Here is an 18,503-nt window from a genome sequence, read left to right on the forward strand (position 1 = left end):
GCGGAACGGACTCGTGCGGAACGGACTCGCGTGGATCCGAACGTCGCGGCTCCGCACGCGCAGGTGTGGACACAACACGTCACAGTAGCCGGGCCGGCGGGCAGCCACGATCCATCGACGCGGACGGGCGGAGGTGGACGGAAGGTCGGCGGTGAGCGGCGGTGGGTGTGATGGCGCAACCGCAGGCCGCGGGCGGTGTCTTCCGGGAGGATGCTCGGGTGAGCCTGAGCCTGTTTCCCCCGCTGGACATCGATCATGACGCTCCGTCGGTGCAGGTGGGTGATGTCGTGCTGTCACGTGCCGAGCTGTTCGGCGCGGCCGGAGCCGTCGCCCGCCGGGTCGCCGGTGCGTCCGCGGCGGCGGTGTACGGGGAGGCGTCGGCGGCCACGATCGTGGCGATCCTCGGCTGTCTGCTGGCCGGGGTGCCGGCGGTTCCCGTCCCACCGGATTCGGGGCCGCGGGAGCGGGAGCACTTCCTTCGCGACAGCGGCGCGGTGCTGATGCTGGGCGACCCGCCCTGGGCGGACCTGCCGGTGCCGGTGATCCCCGTCGACGTGCGTGCCCGCGCCGACTTCGCCGCGCCGAACCCGACCGTGGACCAGCCGGCGGGCGGGTCTTCGGCGGCCCCGCCAGCGCTGGTTCTCTACACGTCGGGGACGACAGGCGCGCCCAAGGGGGTCATGGTGCCCGCGGCCGCGATCGCCGCCGATCTCGACGCGCTCGCCGATGCCTGGGCGTGGACGCCGCAGGACACCCTCGTCCACGGTCTGCCGATCTTCCATGTCCATGGGCTGGTGCTCGGGGTGTTCGGGCCGCTGCGGGTCGGGAGCCGGCTCATCCACACGGTGCGCCCGACACCGACGGCATATGCGGCGGCGGGGGGCAGCCTGTACTTCGGTGTGCCGACGGTGTGGTCGAGGGTCTGCGAGGATCCGAGCAGCGCGCGGGCGCTGCGGGCGGCGAGGCTGCTCGTCTCGGGGAGCGCTCCCCTGCCCGTGCCGGTGATCGAGCGGATGCGGGAACTCACCGGCGTCGCGCCGGTCGAGCGGTACGGCATGACCGAGACGCTGATCACCACCAGTGCCCGGTGTGCGCACCCGGCTCGTCGACGACGAGACGGGCGAGCCGCTGCCGCACGACGCGCACAGCATCGGCGAACTGCAGATCCAGGGCTCGACCCTGTTCGACGGCTACCTCAACCGTCCGGAGGCCACCGCCGGCTCCTTCACCGCGGACGGCTGGTTCCGCACCGGGGACGCCGCCGTGATCGACGCCGACGGTAACCATCGCATCGTCGGACGACGCTCCACCGACCTGATCAAGTCCGGTGGTTACCGGATCGGCGCCGGTGAGGTCGAAGCGGTGTTGCTGGCGCATCCGGCGGTCCGGGAGGTGGCGGTGGTCGGACTACCGGATGCCGATCTCGGCCAGCGCATCGCCGCGTTCGTCGTGGCGGCCGGCGGCGAGGCGGGTGGCGAGGCCACCCCCGAACGCGCCGAACTCGTCGACTTCGTCGCCCGGGAGCTGTCGGTGCACAAGCGGCCGCGGGAGATCTACTTCGTCGCGGAGCTGCCCCGTAACGCGATCGGCAAGGTCCGCAAGTCGGCGCTGACCCCGCCGTCCACCACCTGAGCCACCGTCGGCCGGCGGTCGGTCGGCCGGCTGGCGGCCGACCCGCTGCTGGACGCGGCGAGACGCCGGTAGAACGGGCTGGTCGCCATCAGTGCGTCGTGCGAGCCCTGGGCGCGGACCCGTCCGGCGTCCAGGACGACGATGTGGTCGGCGGCCCGGACGGTGGAGATACGGTGCGCGATGACCAGCAGGGCTCGTTCGGCGGCGATCCGGCGCATCACCCGCGTCAGAGCGTGTTCGTTGACGCTGTCGAGCTGCGAGGTCGGTTCGTCGAGCAGGAGCACGGCGGGGCGCGGGAGCAGCGCGCGGGCGATCGCGACGCGCTGACGTTCGCCGCCGGAGAGCAGGACACCGTGGTCACCGACGGGTGTGGCGAGCCCGTCGGGTAGCCGGGCGACCAGGTCGCGCAGGCCGGCCGCGGCGACGACCTCGTCGACATCCGCCTCGGTGGCCTCCGGCGCGGCGTAGGTGATGTTGTCCCGCAGGGTGCCGTGCAACACCGGTGTGCTCTGTTCGACGAGGTTGACCCGGGCGCGGGCGCGGTGGCGCGGGATCGAGCGGATGTCGTGCCCGTCCACCAGCAGCTGACCGGCATCCGGCTCGTAGAACCGTTCGACCAGTTCAAGGATGGTGGACTTGCCCGCCCCGGACGGCCCGACGAGGGCCACCTGTCCGCACCGCGGCACCTCGAACGACACTCCGCGCAGAACCGGTTGTATTCCGTAGCCGAACCAGACGTCCCGCAGCTCCAACGCCAGCGCGGACGAACTCGCGTCCACCCTGGTGGGACGGCCCACGGTCGTGGGACGGTTCGGGCGGGCGGGCGGCCTGGGCACCGTGGTCCAGCCCGACAGTGCTGTGGCTGGCGCGGCCCGCTTCGGCGCGCGCACCGCGACGGTACTCAGGGGGCCGATCTCGGTGGGCTCGTCGGTCTCCCGCGGCAGGGTGAACACCGCGTTGACCCGGCTCAGCGCGCCGAGTCCGCGTTGGATGGTCGCGGCGGACTCGACCAGCTGGCCCAGCGGCATCACCAGGTAGGTGGCGTACAGCAGGAACGCGACCAGGCTGCCCAGCGTCGCCGACCCGCGGGCCACCAGCACCCCGCCGACGAGCAGGACGACGAGCACGCTGCCCTGCACCGCGAGCTGCATCGCCGGCGCGATGATCGAGTCCAGCGTCGCCATCCGCAGACCGGCCTGGTAGGCGGAGTCGGCATGCGCGCCGATGCGGGCGGCCTCGCGGCTTTCCGCCTGGTTCGCCCGGACGGTACGCACCGCGGTCAGGGCGCGTTCGAGGTCGGCCGTCATCGCGCCGACGCTGGCCTGGCCGCGTTCGGACACCGACCGGATGCGTGACAAGGCGGCCAGCACGACCGTCCCGGCGACCAGGACGACCGCGAGGACCAGCAGGAACAGCCAGGCGTTGAGCCAGACCATCAGCGCGATCGCGCCGACGACGCCGATGGTGCTCGTGACGAGCGCGGTGAAGCTGAAGGCGACCGCCTCACGCACCACGGTCGTGTCGGTGTTCGCCCGAGAGATCAGGTCACCCATCCGGCGGGTGTCGAGCACCCTGATCCGCAGCCGTAGCACCTGGTCGATCAGGCGTTGCCGCAGGCTGAGCAGAATCGACTGGCCGGTGCGTTCCAGCAGGTAGTGCCCGGCGGTGTCGGCGATCGCCTGCCCGACGAACAGGCCGAGCAGCGCACCGATGACCCACAGCGGTATGCCGCCGGCCTGGGCGTCGTCGATCACCCGCATCACCAGCAGCGGCTGGAGCACACCGATCCCGGTGCCGATGATCGTCAGCCCCGTGGCCACCCCGATCGGACGGCCATGCCCGCGCAGCAGCACCCACAGCTCCCCCAGCCCGCCGCGCATCAGCTCACCTCGCTGTGATCGGCGGCCCGGCCGACGCTCAGCAGGGTGCGCAGATACCCCGGCGGGACGGACTCGCCGACCATGACGCCGTCCACCTCGACCCAGGCGTGCGCGGCGAACGGGGCGAGCGAACGCACCCCCACACACCAGGTCGGCACGGTTCCGGACAGCCGGCACATCAGCATCGTCGCGATCGAACGGGGCACGCAGCCGCGGGCACCGCGGCAGGTCAGGCTCACCGCCATCACCGCCTGGCGGGCCGCGAGGGCCTGGTCGTAGTCGGCGGGCCGGGCGCCGCGGGCCAGCCGGGCCAGTACCCGGCGGATGCGCGCGGGCTGCTGGGTGGCGAGCACCCGTGCCGCGCCGACGGCCGCCCTCGCACCGACCCACCGCAGCGGACCGAGGGTGACCTCCGGACGTTCCAGGGTCATCGGCGTACTCATCGGTGCCGCCGTAGCCTCGAGCGCAGCCTCGCCCCGGGACCTGTGGCGGAACGAGGCCGGTCCCCGCTCGGACGCGCGTGGTCGCTGCTGGGACGCGACGGCCGGGCCGTGGCGGGCCGGACCGTCGCGGGCCAGGCCGTTCGGCTGGTCGCGGGACGCGGCAGCCGTCCCCCGGCCATGCCGTCGCCGACCGGACGTTCCCCCGCCGCGGGACCAGGCAGCTCGACGTCGCGGTGGTCGGCGGCGTCGTCGATCAGGCCGACGTCGGTGAGCTGCGCCAGCAGGCCCTCCACGTCCCGGCGGGCGATGTCCGGGTCGACGTCGCCCGTGGCGCACAACCGCCGGGTCGCGGCCGTCACGTCCCCACCGGCCAGTAACACCCCCAGGACGAGATCGCCGGACGGGTTGAGCGTCCAGTACTGCCCGTTGTTGGTGTGCAGCAACACCGCGCCGTACTCGGTCGGCGCCCGTACGACGTCGGAACGCAACCTCACCATGTCGGCTCCTCCCGGTCGGTCAGCTGGCGGCTGGCGGCCTGGGCACGTAGCCAGGCGTCGGTGGCGATGGTCGGCTGCAACGCCTCGGCCCGATGGTCGGGGACGGCCCCGGCTCGGCACGCCTGGCGCAGCAGGTCCACCTCGATCAGCCCGAGTTCGGCCAGCGGCGACTCGTCGCACAGCTTCACCAGCGCGCCACGGTTGGCGCGCAGTCCCTGGTCCTCCTCGGTGGAGGCGTCCGCCTTGGTCCGCCGGCGCAGGCATTCGGCCGGCACCACCGGGCGCATCGCCTCCTTGAGCAGCGGCTTGTACTCCCAGGGCGAGGCGCGCAGCTCGGGCCGCACCGCCAGCGCCGCGCGCACGACCCGCTCGTCGTAGAACGGCGCGGCCAACGGCGGTCCCGTGGCGTCCGCGATCTGGTCGAAGCCGCGGAACACCGCGGCGCCGGCCCGCAGCGTGAACAGGTCGAGGTGCCCGGCCCGCGTCTCGGCCAGGGGCAGGGCCTGCTCGGCCGCTGTCGCGAAGGCCCGCGCGACGAGTTCGAGGGCGTCCGCGGTGAGCCAGCCTGGCACCACGGGCGGCGACGTCCAGTCCAGCGCCGTGACGTACGGCCAGGTCCGTCGTCCAACCGGCGGGGTCGGGTAGCCCGCCCGGGCGGCGTTCAGCACACGGGACATGTCGCGCAGGCAGTCGCGGTAGCCGCGGCCGCGCATCATCCGCAGGCTCGCCGCCCACGGCCAACCCTCCTGGGCCCGGTAGCCCCGCAGCTGACGCAGCGCCAGCGTCGGGCGACGCCGCAGCAGGGCCGGCAGATGGTTCGGTGTCCCGCCCACCAGTTCGTCGCCGCCGAAACCGGTCAGGTGCAGCCGGGGCGCGTACAGCGCGAGCCGATCAAGCCCGGCCAGCAGCTTCGCCCGGTCGACGAGGCCGACGAACGGTCGGTCGGTGGCGGGACCGGGTTCGCCGATGCGGTCGTAGACCAGCGGCAGGTCGGCCGCGGGCAGGGTCTCCCGGGTCAGGTTCGGCAGGGACGCGGCCAGACGCGCGGCCCACACCGGATCATCATCGCCGGGATCGCGGGCGAGGCCGGTCAGGGCGACGATGTCGGCCGGTCCGCGGGCCGCCAGCGCGCACACCGCACTCGAGTCCAGGCCACCGGAAAGGTCGGCGCTGACGGTCCGGCCCCCCGCGACCCGTACCGCCACCGCCTCGGCCAGCGCCGTACGCAGCACCGCCGCGCCCTCCGCGCGGGAACGCACCGCGGCCGGCGCCCGCCACCAGCGAGCCGTACGCGACCGGCCGTCGCGGTCGATGCAGAGATACTCCTGTGGCGCCACCGCTGTCACACCGGTGAACGGCACCAGGTCGTCGAGCGGATGCGGCGGGGACGGGTCGAGCAGCGCCAACGCCAGCGCCATGCGATCGAGTCCGGCCCCGCACAGCCCGGCCAGCACATCGGCGCGGTCCGCGGCCAGCAGGTCGGCACCGACCCGCGCGGTGAAGATCCGCCGGGTGCCGCTCGCCGTTCCCTGGAGGCGCTGCTGCCCGTCGATCTCGGCGATCAGATGGTAGTCACCGGCGATCTCGCGGCCAAGGTCGAGACTGTGCACGTCGCGCGCGGCGACCAGCAGTCCCAGCAACCGGGCGGGCCGCACCGCCGCGCAGCCGACCAGCGCGACCTGGCGGCGGCCGGCCGTGACACTGACCATGGCCGCCGCCGGCCAGTCCCCGACGATCCAGGGTCGACCTGAGCGGTGTCGCACCATCTGATGCGCCCCCGCCGGCATCGCCACCTGCTCACGGTCGGGCAGGACGACGAACCAGCAGGCCGGACGGCGCAGCGATGCGGATGTCGTCACCTCGCTGTCCGCCGCGCTCAGAAGAAGAATCCGCCGGCGACGAATCCCCCGCCACCGCCGAATCCCGCCCCGCCGAAACCACCTCCACCGTCACAGCCGCCACCGCAGCCGTAGGAGTAGCCGAAACGGCGGTAGAAGTAGTCATGCCCCCAGCCCCAACGGCCCCGGGTGACCTCCGTGAACCGACCGGCGGTTGACAGCCGCGGGTGCTCGTAGGCCTGATCATAGTTCGGCTCGTATGTTCGCTCATGGGTGACAGTCATGTCCGTTACCCCTTCCGATGCGCGTTTCCCCCGATGTCCCACGCGAAGGGATGCCCCGGACGGGTTCAGCGCCGGTTCACCGTGGCGACCGGAGCCGTGTCGGTGGGCGACCCGGACTCCAGCACCTGCCGGTGGACGCGGCGCAGCTCCGCACCAGGCTCGATGCCCAGTTCGGTGACCAGCCGGCGGTACACCTCCCGGTACTCGTGCAGCGCCTCGGCCCGCCGTCCGGTGCGTTCCAGGGCGGTCAGCAGCTGCGCCCACAACCGTTCCCGGGTGGGAAACTCGACGGTCAGCGCCCGCAGCGCCGGCAGGACCGCATCCGTCTCGCCGAGGGCCAGGCGCGCGTCGATGAGCTCCTCGCGGGCCGCCCAGCGCGCCTCGTCCAGACGCAGGCTCTCCGCGCCGCCCACCTCCGCCGGCAGCTCGTCGAACGCGTTGCCGCGCCACCAGCCCAGGGCCTGCTCGAACAGTTCCGCGGCCGGACGCCACCGGCCCTCACGCGCCGCCTGGCGGCCCGCGGCGACGACCCGCTCGAAGCGCAGCACGTCGAACTCGTCCGCGTCGACGAGCAGCCGGTACTCCCCCGGCCGGCTTTCGATCCGCCCCGGCCCGACCGGACGACGCAGCACCGACGCCCGCGGCCCGACCACCGTGACCGCCTCCCGTTCCTCGGCGGCACCGCCCGGCGGCGGCAGAGTGTGCCGCAGCTCCGAGAGATAGGTCTTGATGTTGCCCATCGCCGAGCGAGGCGGCGCGTCCTGCCACAGGGCCAGCCGCAACTGTTCGACGGACGTCCAGCGCCCCGGGTGCACCAGCATGGCCAGCAGCAGCACCCGTTTCTTCTGCTGGTCGATGCGTATCCGCTCGCCGGAGGCCCGCCACACCTCCAACGGCCCGAGCGCGGCGAACAGCATCCCGGCCCCCGGCTCCGCCCGTCCACCGGCACGGGTGTCACCACGGTCGCCCGCCCGACCCGCTGGCCGGGCCGCGGACCCGAGGGCCCAACCGTTCCTGGGCACCGGACCGTTCCCCGACGCCGGACTTCCGCGCAGCGCCGGGCTGCTCGTGGGCGCCGAGCTACTGCCCGACGCCCACCTGCCACCGTCGACCATGATGATCCTCGTCGGTCGGAGACCCTCCGTAAACGGACGATCCGCACCGGACGGACCCCGCTGTCGCGCCATCGCCCGGGGACCGGCGGCCCCGCTGGGCCGGTGCAGGAATACCCAGCCTGGACGTGGGGTAGTCCATCACCGACACCGGATCAGCCCAGGTCCGAGCCCAGGCCCGAGCGGGAGGTCCGGACGCGGCGTCCGGATCTAGAGTCCGAGTCGGGCCCGGGTCTGCGGACCGACCACGCCGTCGGCGATCAGGCCATGCTTGAGCTGGTAGTCCTTGACCATGTGGTTGGTCTGGTAGCCGAACTGGCCGTCCACGGCGATCGGGTAGCCGAGGTTCGCCAGCCGCTGCTGGATCTGCCGGACGTCCAGGCGGAAGCCCCGTCCGCTGGCCAGCGACGGGTAACCGCTCGTCGTCGCGGCCACCGACGTGGCCGTCGACGCCTTCGGTGACGGCGTGTAGGCAATGGTGCGGACGCTCAGCCCGCCGGACACCGCCGCCGCGGCCGAGGCGCCGCGGGACTGGAACCGGGCGTACATGCCATTGGTGTACGTGCTCCAGGCCCGAACCCCCTGGTTGACGCAGACCGTGCGCGCCGCCCAGGCGTTGGTGCTCGGGTCGTACAGGTTGCGCCCACCGACCCAGCCGCCGTGTGCCCGCATGTTGATCTGCCACAGACCGCGGGAGTCCTCACCGACGGTGGCGTGCGCGTAGGGGTTGCCGCCGGACTCGGCCAGGGCCACCGCGACCCAGGTCCCCAGCGACGCTCCGCCGCAGCCCGCCAGGCCCGCGTTCGCCGCCAGCCGGGCGATCTGCACATCCGAGACCGTGCTGGTCGTCGCCGCGCTGGCCGGGTTCGCCGTGGCGAGCATGCTCGCGCCCGCGCCGAGCACCCCGATCGCCGCGACGGTGGCGCCGCGACGCCGGTTCGAAGCCTTCCGATGCTTTCCCTTGGCCATTCTCTGACATCTCGTTTCGGTGTCGTGGAGCACGGTGGTGGAAATAGAGTCCGACTTCCATCGGAAGCCATTCGGACGGCTTCACCGCCCATTAATGGGCAGCACTGAACATTGGGCTTTTATGAGCCCGTAATGGAAACAGAAAAGGCCGTTGACGAGTGCTGTCGCGACAGGTTCCAGCCCGCATCGCACTCGCAAAGGAAATCCCGCGCCGGATACGGAGACCGCCAACGACGACGACGGAGCGGTCAGGACTCCGGTTCGACCCCGGTTCGAGGTCGGTTCGAGGTCACAGCGACGCGGCGAAAGGGCCAGCCCCGTTCCTCCCGGCCCGGCCGCCAACCAGCCCGACCGGCATCCGGCCGAGGACACACATGGCGGCCAGGAACCCGAAACGCGACCGACCGGACGACTGAAGGCCAGCGCACGCGGCTACGCACTCGCCGCTGGCCGTGCCACCAGGAATGCTGCGACACCGACAGTGTCGCGGCGCACCGGAGCGTGGATCACTCGTCCGGGATAACGGACCGACGTCAGGCGCGGCGCGTCAGGCCAATGCGCACAGCGGCATCATGGCCGGCCCCGCACGCGTCGACCCAGGCGTATGGATGGTGGAGAATCCCGGTATCCGGGCATGCCTGATCCTTCCCGTACGCCTACGGAGTTAGCTGTCGGGTGCGGGCCGGGAAGCCCGGTCATCCGCGCACGGATGACTTAACCCCGAGGGCGACCAGCGACTCTGGTCACCCGGTGGAACCTGGTTCCCCCGCTTCTGCCCTGAATGGTCTGGAGGGAGCTTCGAACCGTGGGCAGAACTCGGCGTCGGCTCGAAGCTTGCGTGGTGCTCCGCCACCGTAGCGAACTACTCAGGGTAGTGACAAGTACCAGTTCGGCCCGAAACTGGCCACCCAGTCGTGACGTTCCGTGCAGAGAGCTGCGACACAGCAACAATCAGACATCGATTCGGGCGGCTCTTCGCCCACCGCACCAGAAATACTCGCCCGAGTGACAGCCGGCCACGCCCCAGACGCGACAGACGGGCCCGCCCCCAGCGCCCAGGACCCGAGGGTTCGCCACACTCCGCGGCAGGTCACCGAAGCGGGCCACAACGCCCGATCATGACACGACACCAGATCTTGACATCGGACCTCGGCCCTTCACCACACCCCAGAAGATCAGATCAAGGCACACCGAACGGCGAACGGCGGCCCGCGGCGGACAACTGTCCGTCCGTGGGCCGCCGTCGGTGTGCGAAAGCAGCAGTCATGCCTGTACTGGTTCAGCACGTGCAGTGGATCAGTGCCAGCCATGGATCGCGGGTGGCACGGATCGGGTTCGCGGCAGAGCCGCGAGGCGCGGTCAGGCCGCGGCACCGGCCATGGCGGTGCAGCTGTCCATGCACGACCGGCAGGCCCGGGCAAGCCGGGTGAGCTGCGCGTCGCGCGGCATCTTCTCGCACATGTCGGCGGTGGCGCCGCAGATGCGTGCGCACATCGCGCACATGTCAGCACGCATCGGCGACATACGGCACATCATGTCGGCGCAGGTCCGGGTGATGGCGGCGCAGTCCATCATCAGGCGCAGGTCCGCGGCGTCCATCATCGAGCCGGGCATGTCCATACAGTACGAGATTGTCTCCTCGCATAGCGTCGAGCACGACATGCACTCATCAATGGCCTTGCGCATGGTCTCGCTGATTTTTTCGGCGTGCTGCATGGGACACCTCCGATATGCGGGCGGCAACACTGGCGCCGCCTCGGAAACCCGCCGCTGGCGGGTGTTCGGGCATCCCTGACGATAGCTCTGGTCAACGAAACCGCATCCCGGGCCGGCGACATTTCCGGCCCGATGGAATCGGGGCTGAAAAGTGGTGGAAAACGATGATCTGACTGCGGAGGTCAGCAGGCTCGGGCCAGCGCCGGTGGCAGTCGAGGATGCGCGAGCACGGGCTGTCCGGCGGTGAAGACGCCGCGCACGAAGTCCCGGCGTTCGAACAGGCTCAGGTCACCCGGATCCGTGTCCAGAACGATCGCGTCGAACACGTTGCCGGGGGCGAGCCGGCCGCGCCGCCCGCCCGTCCCACCCTGGCCGGACCCGACCACGCCGTGATCCGGTGCGTCCGGCGCCGGCGCCGGCGACTCGGCATACGGCCAGCCATGACCCGGGGAGCACAGTGTGGCGCCGTTGCTGGTGGCGGCGAGCAGGGCTTCCGGCGGGGTCAGGCCGGCCCGGCGTAGATGGCTGATCTCGGCGAGGTTGCCGCCGTGCCGGCTGCGGTGGCGGGCGTCGCTGCCGAGGGCGATGCGCACCCCGGCCGCACGGGCCACCGCGATGGTCTCGGTGAGTGCGGCGGCGGTCGACTCGGCGCGTTCCACGGCCCAGCCAGGAAGCACACCTGTGCGGGCAAGGGCTGCGAGGTCCAGATAGGAGGACAGGGTCGGGACCAGCGTCACCCCACGGGCGGCCATCGCGGCGGCGGCCCGTTCACCCAGACCGATCCCGTGCTCGATGGAACGCGCCCCCGCGGCGACCGCGGCCTCGACCGCCCGCGCGCCCAGAGCGTGCATCATCACCGGCCGACCGTAACGGCCGGCCTCGGCGACCGCGGCTGCCAGCTCGGCCGGGGCGAACGGCAACTCGGTGAAGCCGGGTCGGGTGGACATCACCCCGCCACTGGCGTAGATCATCACCCAGTCGGCGCCGGCACGTAGCACCCCGCGCACGGCGGTGGGCAGGTCACCGGCGACGCTCGCGCTGTGCGCCGGACGGTCCGGGTAGACAGGACCGAGCACATCCTGGGTGGACTCGAGGCCCGGCCCGAGGATGGCGCCGTCGCCGTGACGCCCGTTGCGGCTCAGCGCCACCACCGACACGCCGAGTCTCGGCCCGGGGACGGTGCCCGTGGCGAGCGCGTCACGCACCCCGGCGTCGGCCCCACCGGCATCGCGCACCCAGGTCACCCCGGCCCGCAACGTTGCCCGCAGGGCCTCGGCGGTCTGCAGGAACCTGGTGGACAGCGGCGCCGTGACCAGTTCGAACGGATCATAGGTGGACTGGGTGAGGTGCGCGTGGCAGTCGACCACGCCGGGCATGACGAACAGCCCGCGCGCGTCGACGTCGATCGCCTCGGGGTCGATCGGCAGGGCACGGCCGACGGCCCGCACGATCCCGTCGCGCACCGCGAGGTCGCAGGGCTCGCTGAAGCGTCCCGTCCGGTCCAGCACATGGCACTCACGCAGGGTGAACGCCCGCCCGCCGCGCCCTTCGCGCCGCGGAACGACGTCCGCACCGGGGGCGGTCTCCGTACCGGAGGCGGAGTCAGTGCCAGGGGCGGAGTCAGTGCCAGGGGCGGAGTCAGTGCCGGAGGCGGAGTCAGTGCCGGAGGCGGAGTCAGTGCCGGAGGCGGAGTCAGTGCCGGAGGCGGAGTCAGTGCCGGGGGCGGAGTCAGTGCCGGGGGCGGTGTTCGCGCCGGGGGCGGTCTCGCCGCCGAGGTCACGGGACACCGAGGAACGCGGAGGCGTCGCGGATGCGGGAGTCGACGGCGGGGTCGAGGATGAGGACGCACGAGATTCGGACAAGGCAGCGCCGTTCCTGCTGGGTGGAATGGACGACCGTGGTCGCCGACCGGAGGAACCCGTGGCGACGGTGTGCCGCGGACCGACGGTGCTCTCCACGACCGGGAGAACCGAAAGCCAGGACTGCCCACCGAAAGGCGGGACGATCCGCAGGCGGGACGGCCCGCGACCGCGATGGTCAGCAGGCGTACGGAACCGCGGGGGTCAGCGGGGACAGGCCGCCGTGCACACCCGGCAGGTGTCGATATGACGGCGGTGGGTGAGCGCACGAGCCAGGTCCACCCGCGACCGCGGCATCACCGTGGCCAGCGACCTGCCCATGATCCCCATGCCTCCCGCCGGCGACCCAGGGGCGACACTCGCCCGACCTCACGGTAACCAATGCCCGGCAGCGACGCAAAGCCGTCGACGCACCGGCCGTCGACCAGGTGCGTCTTCTGTCGTCCACCGTGGGCGGGCGGGGACACCCGTCCGATCGGGATCTGGATCACTGGGGGTGACAACGATCGGGGTAGCTGGTCAGACTGGACCTGATGACCACATCACCGCCTCCCCGGCGACCAGTCGCGCGATCCCGCGACGCGCTGGGCCGGCCGTTGCCGCCGGGCGTCGTCGGTGTCGCGCCGTTGGAGCTGCCCGACACGCTGCCGGCGCCAGCCGCGCTCGCCGCTGCCCAGCATCTGCTCGACACCGGTCTGCCGTTCCAGGCGCACGAGGTGCTCGAGGCGTCCTGGAAGGCCGCCGAGGACGACGACCGGGGACTGTGGCGGGCGCTCACCCAGCTGGCCGTGGGGCTGACCCAGCTGGCCCGGGGCAACGTCCCGGGCGGCGTCGCGGTGCTCGCCCGCGCCGCCGAGGGCCTCACCCCCTACGTCGGGCGGCACCCGCACGGGGTGGATGCCGCCGCGCTCATCGACTGGTGCGAGCAGACCGCCCGCGCCGCCGTCCAGAGCCGCGCGGCGACCACGACCACGACCACGGCTTCGGCTTCGGCTTCGGCGGCTGACTCTCGCCCGGTAACGGTTGCGCTGCGTCCACCTCGACTGGTGGGGTGAGTCCACAAAGGCGCTGCGACCGGATCAGTCCTGTGAACGTACCCACCGGAATTCTCACGCACTGACACTCGTTGGTCAGTCAAGAGCGCCGGAGGTAAGTGGGCGACCGGCCCCCGGCGGCCTGGGCGATCCGAGGAGATCCGATGGAAGACGCAGTCATCGTCGACGCGGTCCGCACGGCATCGGGGCGGGGCAAGCCGGGCGGAGCGCTCTACGCGCTGCATCCGGCGCAGCTGCTGGCCACCGTGCTCAGCTCCCTGGTCAGCCGCAACGATCTCGACCCGGCGCTGGTCGATGACGTCATCGCCGGCTGTGTGGGTCAGATCGGCGAGCAGTCGTCGAACATCGCCCGCACCGCGGTGCTGTCCGCCGGCTTCCCCGAGACGGTGCCCGCCACGACCGTCGACCGGCAGTGCGGTTCGAGCCAACAGGCCGCCCACTTCGCCGCGCAGGGCGTGATCGCCGGGGCCTACGACGTGGTCATCGCCTGCGGTGTGGAGTCGATGAGCCGGGTGCCGATGGGTTCGTCGGTCGCCGGCCAGGACGCCGAAGGTCCCGGGCTGCGAGCCCGCTACCCCGAGGGGCTCGCCTCCCAGGGGATCGGCGCGGAACTGATCGCTGCCCGCTGGAAGCTCGACCGCGACGAGCTGGACACCTTCGCCGCGCGCTCGCACGAACTCGCCGCCGCCGCGACGGCCGCCGGCGACTTCACACGTGAGATCATCCCCGTCCCGCTGCCGCAGGCCGACGGGAGCGTCCACTCCCACCTGGTCGACGAGACCGTGCGGGCCGGGACCACCGTGGCCAGGCTGGGGTCGCTGCGGCCGTCGTTCCACACCGAGGCCTGGGCGCGACGGTTCCCCGAGATCGGCTGGAACATCACCCCGGGCAACGCCTCCCCGCTGACCGACGGGGCGTCCGCCGTCCTGATCATGAGTGCGTCGAAGGCGGCGGAACTCGGCCTGCGCCCCCGCGCCCGCTTCCACGCGTTCGCCCTCGCCGGGGATGACCCGCTGCTCATGCTCACCGCGCCCATCCCCGCCACCCGCAGAATCCTCGCGCGCACCGGACTGTCCCTGGACGACATCGACGCCTACGAGGTGAACGAGGCCTTCGCGCCGGTCCCACTGGCCTGGGCCCGTGAGCTGGGCGCCGACCCGGCCCGGCTCAACCCCCGCGGCGGCGCCATCGCGCTCGGCCACGCCCTGGGCGGCTCGGGCACCCGCCTGCTCGCCACCCTGGTGAACCACCTGGAGGCCACCGGCGGACGCTACGGACTACAGACGATGTGCGAGGGCGGGGGCATGGCCAACGCCACCATCATCGAGCGCCTCTGACCGCATCCCCACCCGCGGTCAGCCGGTGACCGCGGTGACGGACAGCTGCTGGACGGATGCCGAGGCGCACGCCGACGTGTCCGACAGCGGCTGGCGCAGCGCCGTGTGCGATCCGGGCGGGTAGACCCGCAGCGCCGTCACCGCGGTGATCTGCCCGGCGTCCAGACATCCTTCCTGGATGCCCGGGTGGACGATGCGCAGGACGGCGGACGCGGACCCGCCCGGGGCCAGGCTCACCGTCGTCGCGGCGGCGCCGGTGCGGGTCGCGGCGGCGCCGACCTGCGCCCCCGCGGCGTCCAGGTACGACACGCCGGGGAAGCCCCGCAGCGCACAGGTCACGGTGCCGGTGTTGGTCAGCACGAGCCGCTCGTAGGTACTGCCGGCCGCACCCTCCGGGTCGGCGACCCGCAGTGACAGTGCCGAGGCCGGGCAGATCCCGGACGATCCGGCGCCCGGGGCCGGCACCGTCGCGTTCGAGACCGGCGCAGTCGGGTTCGTGACCGGCGCAGTCGGGTTCGTGACCGCAGGCGGGTTCGTAGCCGGAGCGGTCGAGGCCGACACGGTGGCCGTCGCGGGCGGCGGTGAGGTGCTCACGGCGGGTGGGCCGCCGGCCGGCGCGACCGTCGTCGCGGCGGGTCCGGCGTCCGAGCCGCATCCCGCGACCGCGCCGACCACCAACGCGCCGACCACCGCCAGCATCATCGCCCGGGCCGGCCGCTCGATCGCCCGTCCCCCCCACGCACGACGGTGCCGCCGGGACGGTCGTCCTGACCGCGACCCCTCCTCCCCGGCACGGTCGCGCTCCCCGGCACGGTCGCGCCGGTCAGGTCGGGGGTGCTGATCCGGCGGACCCTGCTGGCCAGAGCTGTGCGGCTGGTGCGCGTACATGGCGACCTCCCCAGTCCGGCACCGGCAAGCGGGCGATGCCGGGCTACTCGGACGGCGCCGCGTCGATGCTGCGACGCCACCGCTGTCAACGTCTTTCCGTTCTCGTCCTACGGCCGCTGTCCTCTATCCCCTGCCCAAAGTCACGATGCGTGACACCCGATCGGTGGGCTGGCCCGCGCCGCGGGATGGGGCTGGCCCGATCGAGTGATCCACCTTCGTGGCCGGCCGGTGCCGCGGTCGTCGGCGTGGCGGCGGACCGTGCTGCTGGACGACGTGTCCACACCGTGATCTTTTACCGATGGGCGGCACGGGTATGGACCGCCCGGCAACGACGGGTCATCGTGAAACGAACGGGCCAGCCGGCGCGTTGATACCCCGGATACGGGGTATGGCCTGCGCCAGGTCGTCCCGCACCGACCGGAAGGGATCATGACAGACTCCGCCGACGCCGGATGTAGTTCCGGCCGACCCACGTACGCGCCGACGGGGGTCGACCGTTGATCGAGGCGCTCTTGCTGATAGCCGGGTTGGCGCTTGTCGCCGCCTGTGGAATCTTCGTCGCCGCGGAATTCGCCCTCGTCACGGCGGACCGGCCCTCCATCGAGCGGGCCGCCGAACGCGGCGAACGCGGGGCCCGCGGGGTGCTGGCCGCCCTGCGCACCCTGTCCACCCAGCTCTCGGGTGCCCAGTTGGGCATCACCGTGACGAACCTGGCCATCGGTTTCCTCACCGAACCCGCCATCGCCGACCTGTTGCGGGGTCCGCTGCGCGGCATCGGAGTCAGTGGCGGTGCGGTCGACGCACTGTCGGTGACGATCGCGATGGTGCTGGCGACCGCCGTCACCATGATCTTCGGTGAGCTGATCCCGAAGAACCTGGCCCTGTCCAGCCCGCTGCCCACCGCCAAGCTGGTGCAGGGGCCGCAGCGGGCGTTCACCCGGCTGGCCGGGCTGCCCATCCGGTCGCTGAACGCCTCCGCCAACGCGCTGCTGCACCCCCTCGGTATCACCCCGCAGGAGGAGCTCGCCTCCGCCCGCTCGGCGCAGGAGCTGTTCTCCCTGGTGGGACGCTCGGCCGAGCACGGCACGCTGTCGCAGGAGACCGCGACACTGGTCCAACGGTCGCTGCTGTTCGGTGACCGCACCGCCGAGGATGTGATGACCCCCCGGATGCGGATGCGCACCGTGCACGCGGACGAGCCGATCAGCGAGGTCATCACGCTCACCCGACGCACCGGGCATTCCCGCTTCCCCGTGCTCGGCGCGGACAGCGACGACGTCGTCGGCGTCATCCACATCAAGAACGCCGTGGGCGTCCCCGAGGAGGCCCGCGACCACACGCCGGTGCGTGAGGTCATGGTCACGCCGGTGACCGTGCCGTCCACGTTGTTGTTGGAACCGCTGCTGGAGACACTGCGAGCCGGTGGACTCCAGATGGCCATCGTCGTCGACGAGTTCGGCGGGACGGACGGTCTGGTCACCGCCGAGGACCTGATCGAGGAGATCGTCGGCGACGTCGTCGACGAACACGACCGGGTCTCCCCCCGCGCGCTGCGCCGTCACGACGGCACCTGGCTGCTCTCCGGTCTGCTACGCCCCGAGGAGGCTGGCAACATCACCGGGATCGAGATCCCCACCGACGACACCTACCAGACGCTCGGCGGGCTGATGGCCCGTGCGCTCGGCCGCATCCCCCACGGCGGCGACAGCACCCTCGTGGACGGTGTGCGTTACACCGTCGAACGCATGGACGGCCGTCGGGTCGACCGCGTCCGCCTCGACGGAACCGGCCGGCCCGGTGCTGCCAGCGACGCCCGTGAGCCAGAGGCGACGGCCCGATGAGCCCCCTGCTCGCGGTCTCGGCGACCGTCGCGTTGCTCCTGCTCAACGCCCTGTTCGTCGGCGCCGAGTTCGCGTTGATCTCGGCTCGGCGGACCAGCATCGAACCGCTCGCCGAGTCCGGCAACCGGCTGGCGAAGATCACACTGGGGGCGATGGAGCACGTCTCACTGATGCTCGCCGGCGCGCAGCTGGGCATCACCGTCTGCACCCTGGGACTTGGTGCCCTCGGTGAGCCGGCGGTCGCGGATCTGCTGCACGGCCCGTTCGAGGCGATCTCCCTGCCTGCGGCGCTGCTGCATCCGCTGTCGTTCGCCGTCGCCCTGGCGCTGGTCACCTTTCTGCACGTCGTCATCGGCGAGATGGTCCCGAAGAACATCGCGCTGACGATGCCGGACAAGGCCGTGCTGCTGCTCGCACCGATGCTCGTCGGCTTCGTCCGACTGGGCAAGCCGCTGATCATCGCGCTGAACAAGGTGGCGAACCTGTCACTGCGCGCCGTCGGCGTCGAACCGAAGGACGAGGTCGCCAGCACCTTCACCCGCGACGAGGTGGCCGGACTCGTCGAGGAGTCCCACCGCGAGGGCCTGCTCGCCCAGGACGAGCACGAACTGCTCACCGGCGCGTTGTCGTTCGAGGAACGCACCGCCCGTGGCGTGCTGCTCGCACCCGGCAGCCTCGTCACCGTGCCACCGACGATCACTCCCCGGGAGGTCGAGCAGCTGGCCGCCCGCACCGGCTACACCCGCTTCCCGGTCTGCGACACCAGCGGTGAGATGACCGGCTACCTGCACCTCAAGGACGTGCTGGAGACCCGTTCGACCAAGCGGACGAGTCCGGTGGCCGCCAAGTGGGTCCGTCCACTGGCACATGTCGCCGCGGACGACAGCCTGCGCACGGCGTTGGCCACCATGCAGCACTCCGGCGCCCACCTCGCCCGCGTCACCGACGACGCCGGTGCGGTGCTTGGCCTGGTCGCCCTCGAGGACATCCTCGAGGAACTGGTCGGCGAGATCCGCGACGACGCCGGACGTGGCCGGCTACGCCAGGAGCCCCAACCCGCCTGAGCGGCTGTGTCCCTCCCGACACCGCCTTACCCGTGCGCGCCCTGGACTGGCAGGCGGTGTCCGGACCTGGCCGGCGGTGTCGGGGTGG

16 protein-coding genes and 1 riboswitch are annotated in these 18,503 nt (G+C 72.2%); of the genes, 6 read left to right on the forward strand and 10 right to left on the reverse strand.

The features are described from left to right. The first annotated feature begins 218 nt into the window (after positions 1-218). Both MXD59_RS05665 and MXD59_RS27735 read left to right on the forward strand, forming a co-directional pair. A complete protein-coding gene (locus tag MXD59_RS05665) occupies positions 219-1,283 on the forward strand; it encodes an AMP-binding protein (RefSeq protein WP_504858339.1) in 1,065 nt (354 codons plus the stop codon). Then, positions 1,264-1,632, forward strand: coding sequence for an AMP-binding enzyme (locus MXD59_RS27735; protein ID WP_248823855.1), 369 nt, complete (start codon positions 1,264-1,266; stop codon positions 1,630-1,632). Before MXD59_RS05665 ends, MXD59_RS27735 begins: the two co-directional genes overlap by 20 nt. Here the strand turns inward: MXD59_RS27735 and MXD59_RS05675 are convergent. The 9 genes from MXD59_RS05675 to MXD59_RS05715 all read right to left on the reverse strand — a co-directional run bounded on the left by MXD59_RS05675 (position 1,554) and on the right by MXD59_RS05715 (position 12,233). Further along, a complete protein-coding gene (locus tag MXD59_RS05675; RefSeq protein WP_248823730.1) occupies positions 1,554-3,512 on the reverse strand; it encodes an ABC transporter ATP-binding protein in 1,959 nt (652 codons plus the stop codon). The genes MXD59_RS27735 and MXD59_RS05675 overlap by 79 nt on opposite strands. Continuing rightward, complete coding sequence (locus MXD59_RS05680; RefSeq protein WP_248823731.1) at positions 3,512-3,943, reverse strand: lasso peptide biosynthesis B2 protein; 432 nt, start codon at positions 3,941-3,943, stop codon at positions 3,512-3,514. Before MXD59_RS05680 ends, MXD59_RS05675 begins: the two co-directional genes overlap by 1 nt. A gap of 8 nt (positions 3,944-3,951) precedes the next feature. Then, positions 3,952-4,452, reverse strand: coding sequence for a lasso peptide biosynthesis PqqD family chaperone (locus MXD59_RS05685; protein ID WP_248823732.1), 501 nt, complete (start codon positions 4,450-4,452; stop codon positions 3,952-3,954). Further along, complete coding sequence (locus MXD59_RS05690; protein ID WP_248823733.1) at positions 4,446-6,311, reverse strand: asparagine synthase-related protein; 1,866 nt, start codon at positions 6,309-6,311, stop codon at positions 4,446-4,448. Before MXD59_RS05690 ends, MXD59_RS05685 begins: the two co-directional genes overlap by 7 nt. A gap of 17 nt (positions 6,312-6,328) precedes the next feature. Then, entirely contained in the window at positions 6,329-6,574 is a 246-nt protein-coding gene (locus tag MXD59_RS05695; RefSeq protein WP_248823734.1) for a lasso RiPP family leader peptide-containing protein, read from the reverse strand. Positions 6,575-6,639: 65 nt separating this feature from the next. Beyond that, positions 6,640-7,596 (reverse strand): AfsR/SARP family transcriptional regulator, encoded by a 957-nt coding sequence (locus MXD59_RS05700; protein ID WP_248823735.1) that lies wholly within the window; start codon positions 7,594-7,596, stop codon positions 6,640-6,642. A gap of 300 nt (positions 7,597-7,896) precedes the next feature. Then, positions 7,897-8,655, reverse strand: coding sequence for a peptidoglycan-binding protein (locus MXD59_RS05705; RefSeq protein ID WP_248815610.1), 759 nt, complete (start codon positions 8,653-8,655; stop codon positions 7,897-7,899). Positions 8,656-9,294: 639 nt separating this feature from the next. Further along, positions 9,295-9,452, reverse strand: a riboswitch (cyclic di-AMP (ydaO/yuaA leader). A gap of 562 nt (positions 9,453-10,014) precedes the next feature. Further along, positions 10,015-10,371 (reverse strand): four-helix bundle copper-binding protein, encoded by a 357-nt coding sequence (locus tag MXD59_RS05710; RefSeq protein WP_163548035.1) that lies wholly within the window; start codon positions 10,369-10,371, stop codon positions 10,015-10,017. 182 nt (positions 10,372-10,553) lie between these two features. Continuing rightward, a complete protein-coding gene (locus MXD59_RS05715; protein WP_248823736.1) occupies positions 10,554-12,233 on the reverse strand; it encodes an amidohydrolase family protein in 1,680 nt (559 codons plus the stop codon). A 530-nt stretch (positions 12,234-12,763) separates the two neighbouring features. Between MXD59_RS05715 and MXD59_RS05720 the strand changes: the two genes are divergently transcribed. Both MXD59_RS05720 and MXD59_RS05725 read left to right on the forward strand, forming a co-directional pair. Continuing rightward, positions 12,764-13,285, forward strand: a complete 522-nt coding sequence (locus MXD59_RS05720) for a DUF309 domain-containing protein (RefSeq protein WP_248823737.1) — start codon at positions 12,764-12,766, stop codon at positions 13,283-13,285. 143 nt (positions 13,286-13,428) lie between these two features. Next, entirely contained in the window at positions 13,429-14,622 is a 1,194-nt protein-coding gene (locus MXD59_RS05725; RefSeq protein WP_248823738.1) for a thiolase family protein, read from the forward strand. Between the two features lie 18 nt (positions 14,623-14,640). On the opposite strand, the gene MXD59_RS05730 is transcribed toward MXD59_RS05725, so the two are convergent. After that, positions 14,641-15,312: a DUF4232 domain-containing protein gene (locus tag MXD59_RS05730; protein WP_248823739.1), complete on the reverse strand. Its 672-nt coding sequence runs from the start codon at positions 15,310-15,312 to the stop codon at positions 14,641-14,643. Between the two features lie 695 nt (positions 15,313-16,007). On the opposite strand from MXD59_RS05730, the gene MXD59_RS05735 reads away from it, so the two are divergent. After that, the gene (locus tag MXD59_RS05735; protein ID WP_163548038.1) at positions 16,008-17,351 is read left to right on the forward strand and encodes a hemolysin family protein; all 1,344 of its coding nucleotides are present in this window, start codon (positions 16,008-16,010) and stop codon (positions 17,349-17,351) included. Next, positions 17,348-18,415 carry a hemolysin family protein gene (locus tag MXD59_RS05740; RefSeq protein ID WP_248823740.1) on the forward strand — a complete coding sequence of 356 codons (1,068 nt, stop codon included), beginning with the start codon at positions 17,348-17,350 and terminating at the stop codon, positions 18,413-18,415. The genes MXD59_RS05735 and MXD59_RS05740 overlap by 4 nt, the downstream gene beginning before the upstream one ends. Positions 18,416-18,503 lie beyond the last annotated feature (88 nt).

The sequence above is a fragment of the Frankia umida genome, from assembly GCF_023242945.1.
In the GTDB taxonomy this organism is placed as follows: domain Bacteria; phylum Actinomycetota; class Actinomycetes; order Frankiales; family Frankiaceae; genus Frankia; species Frankia umida.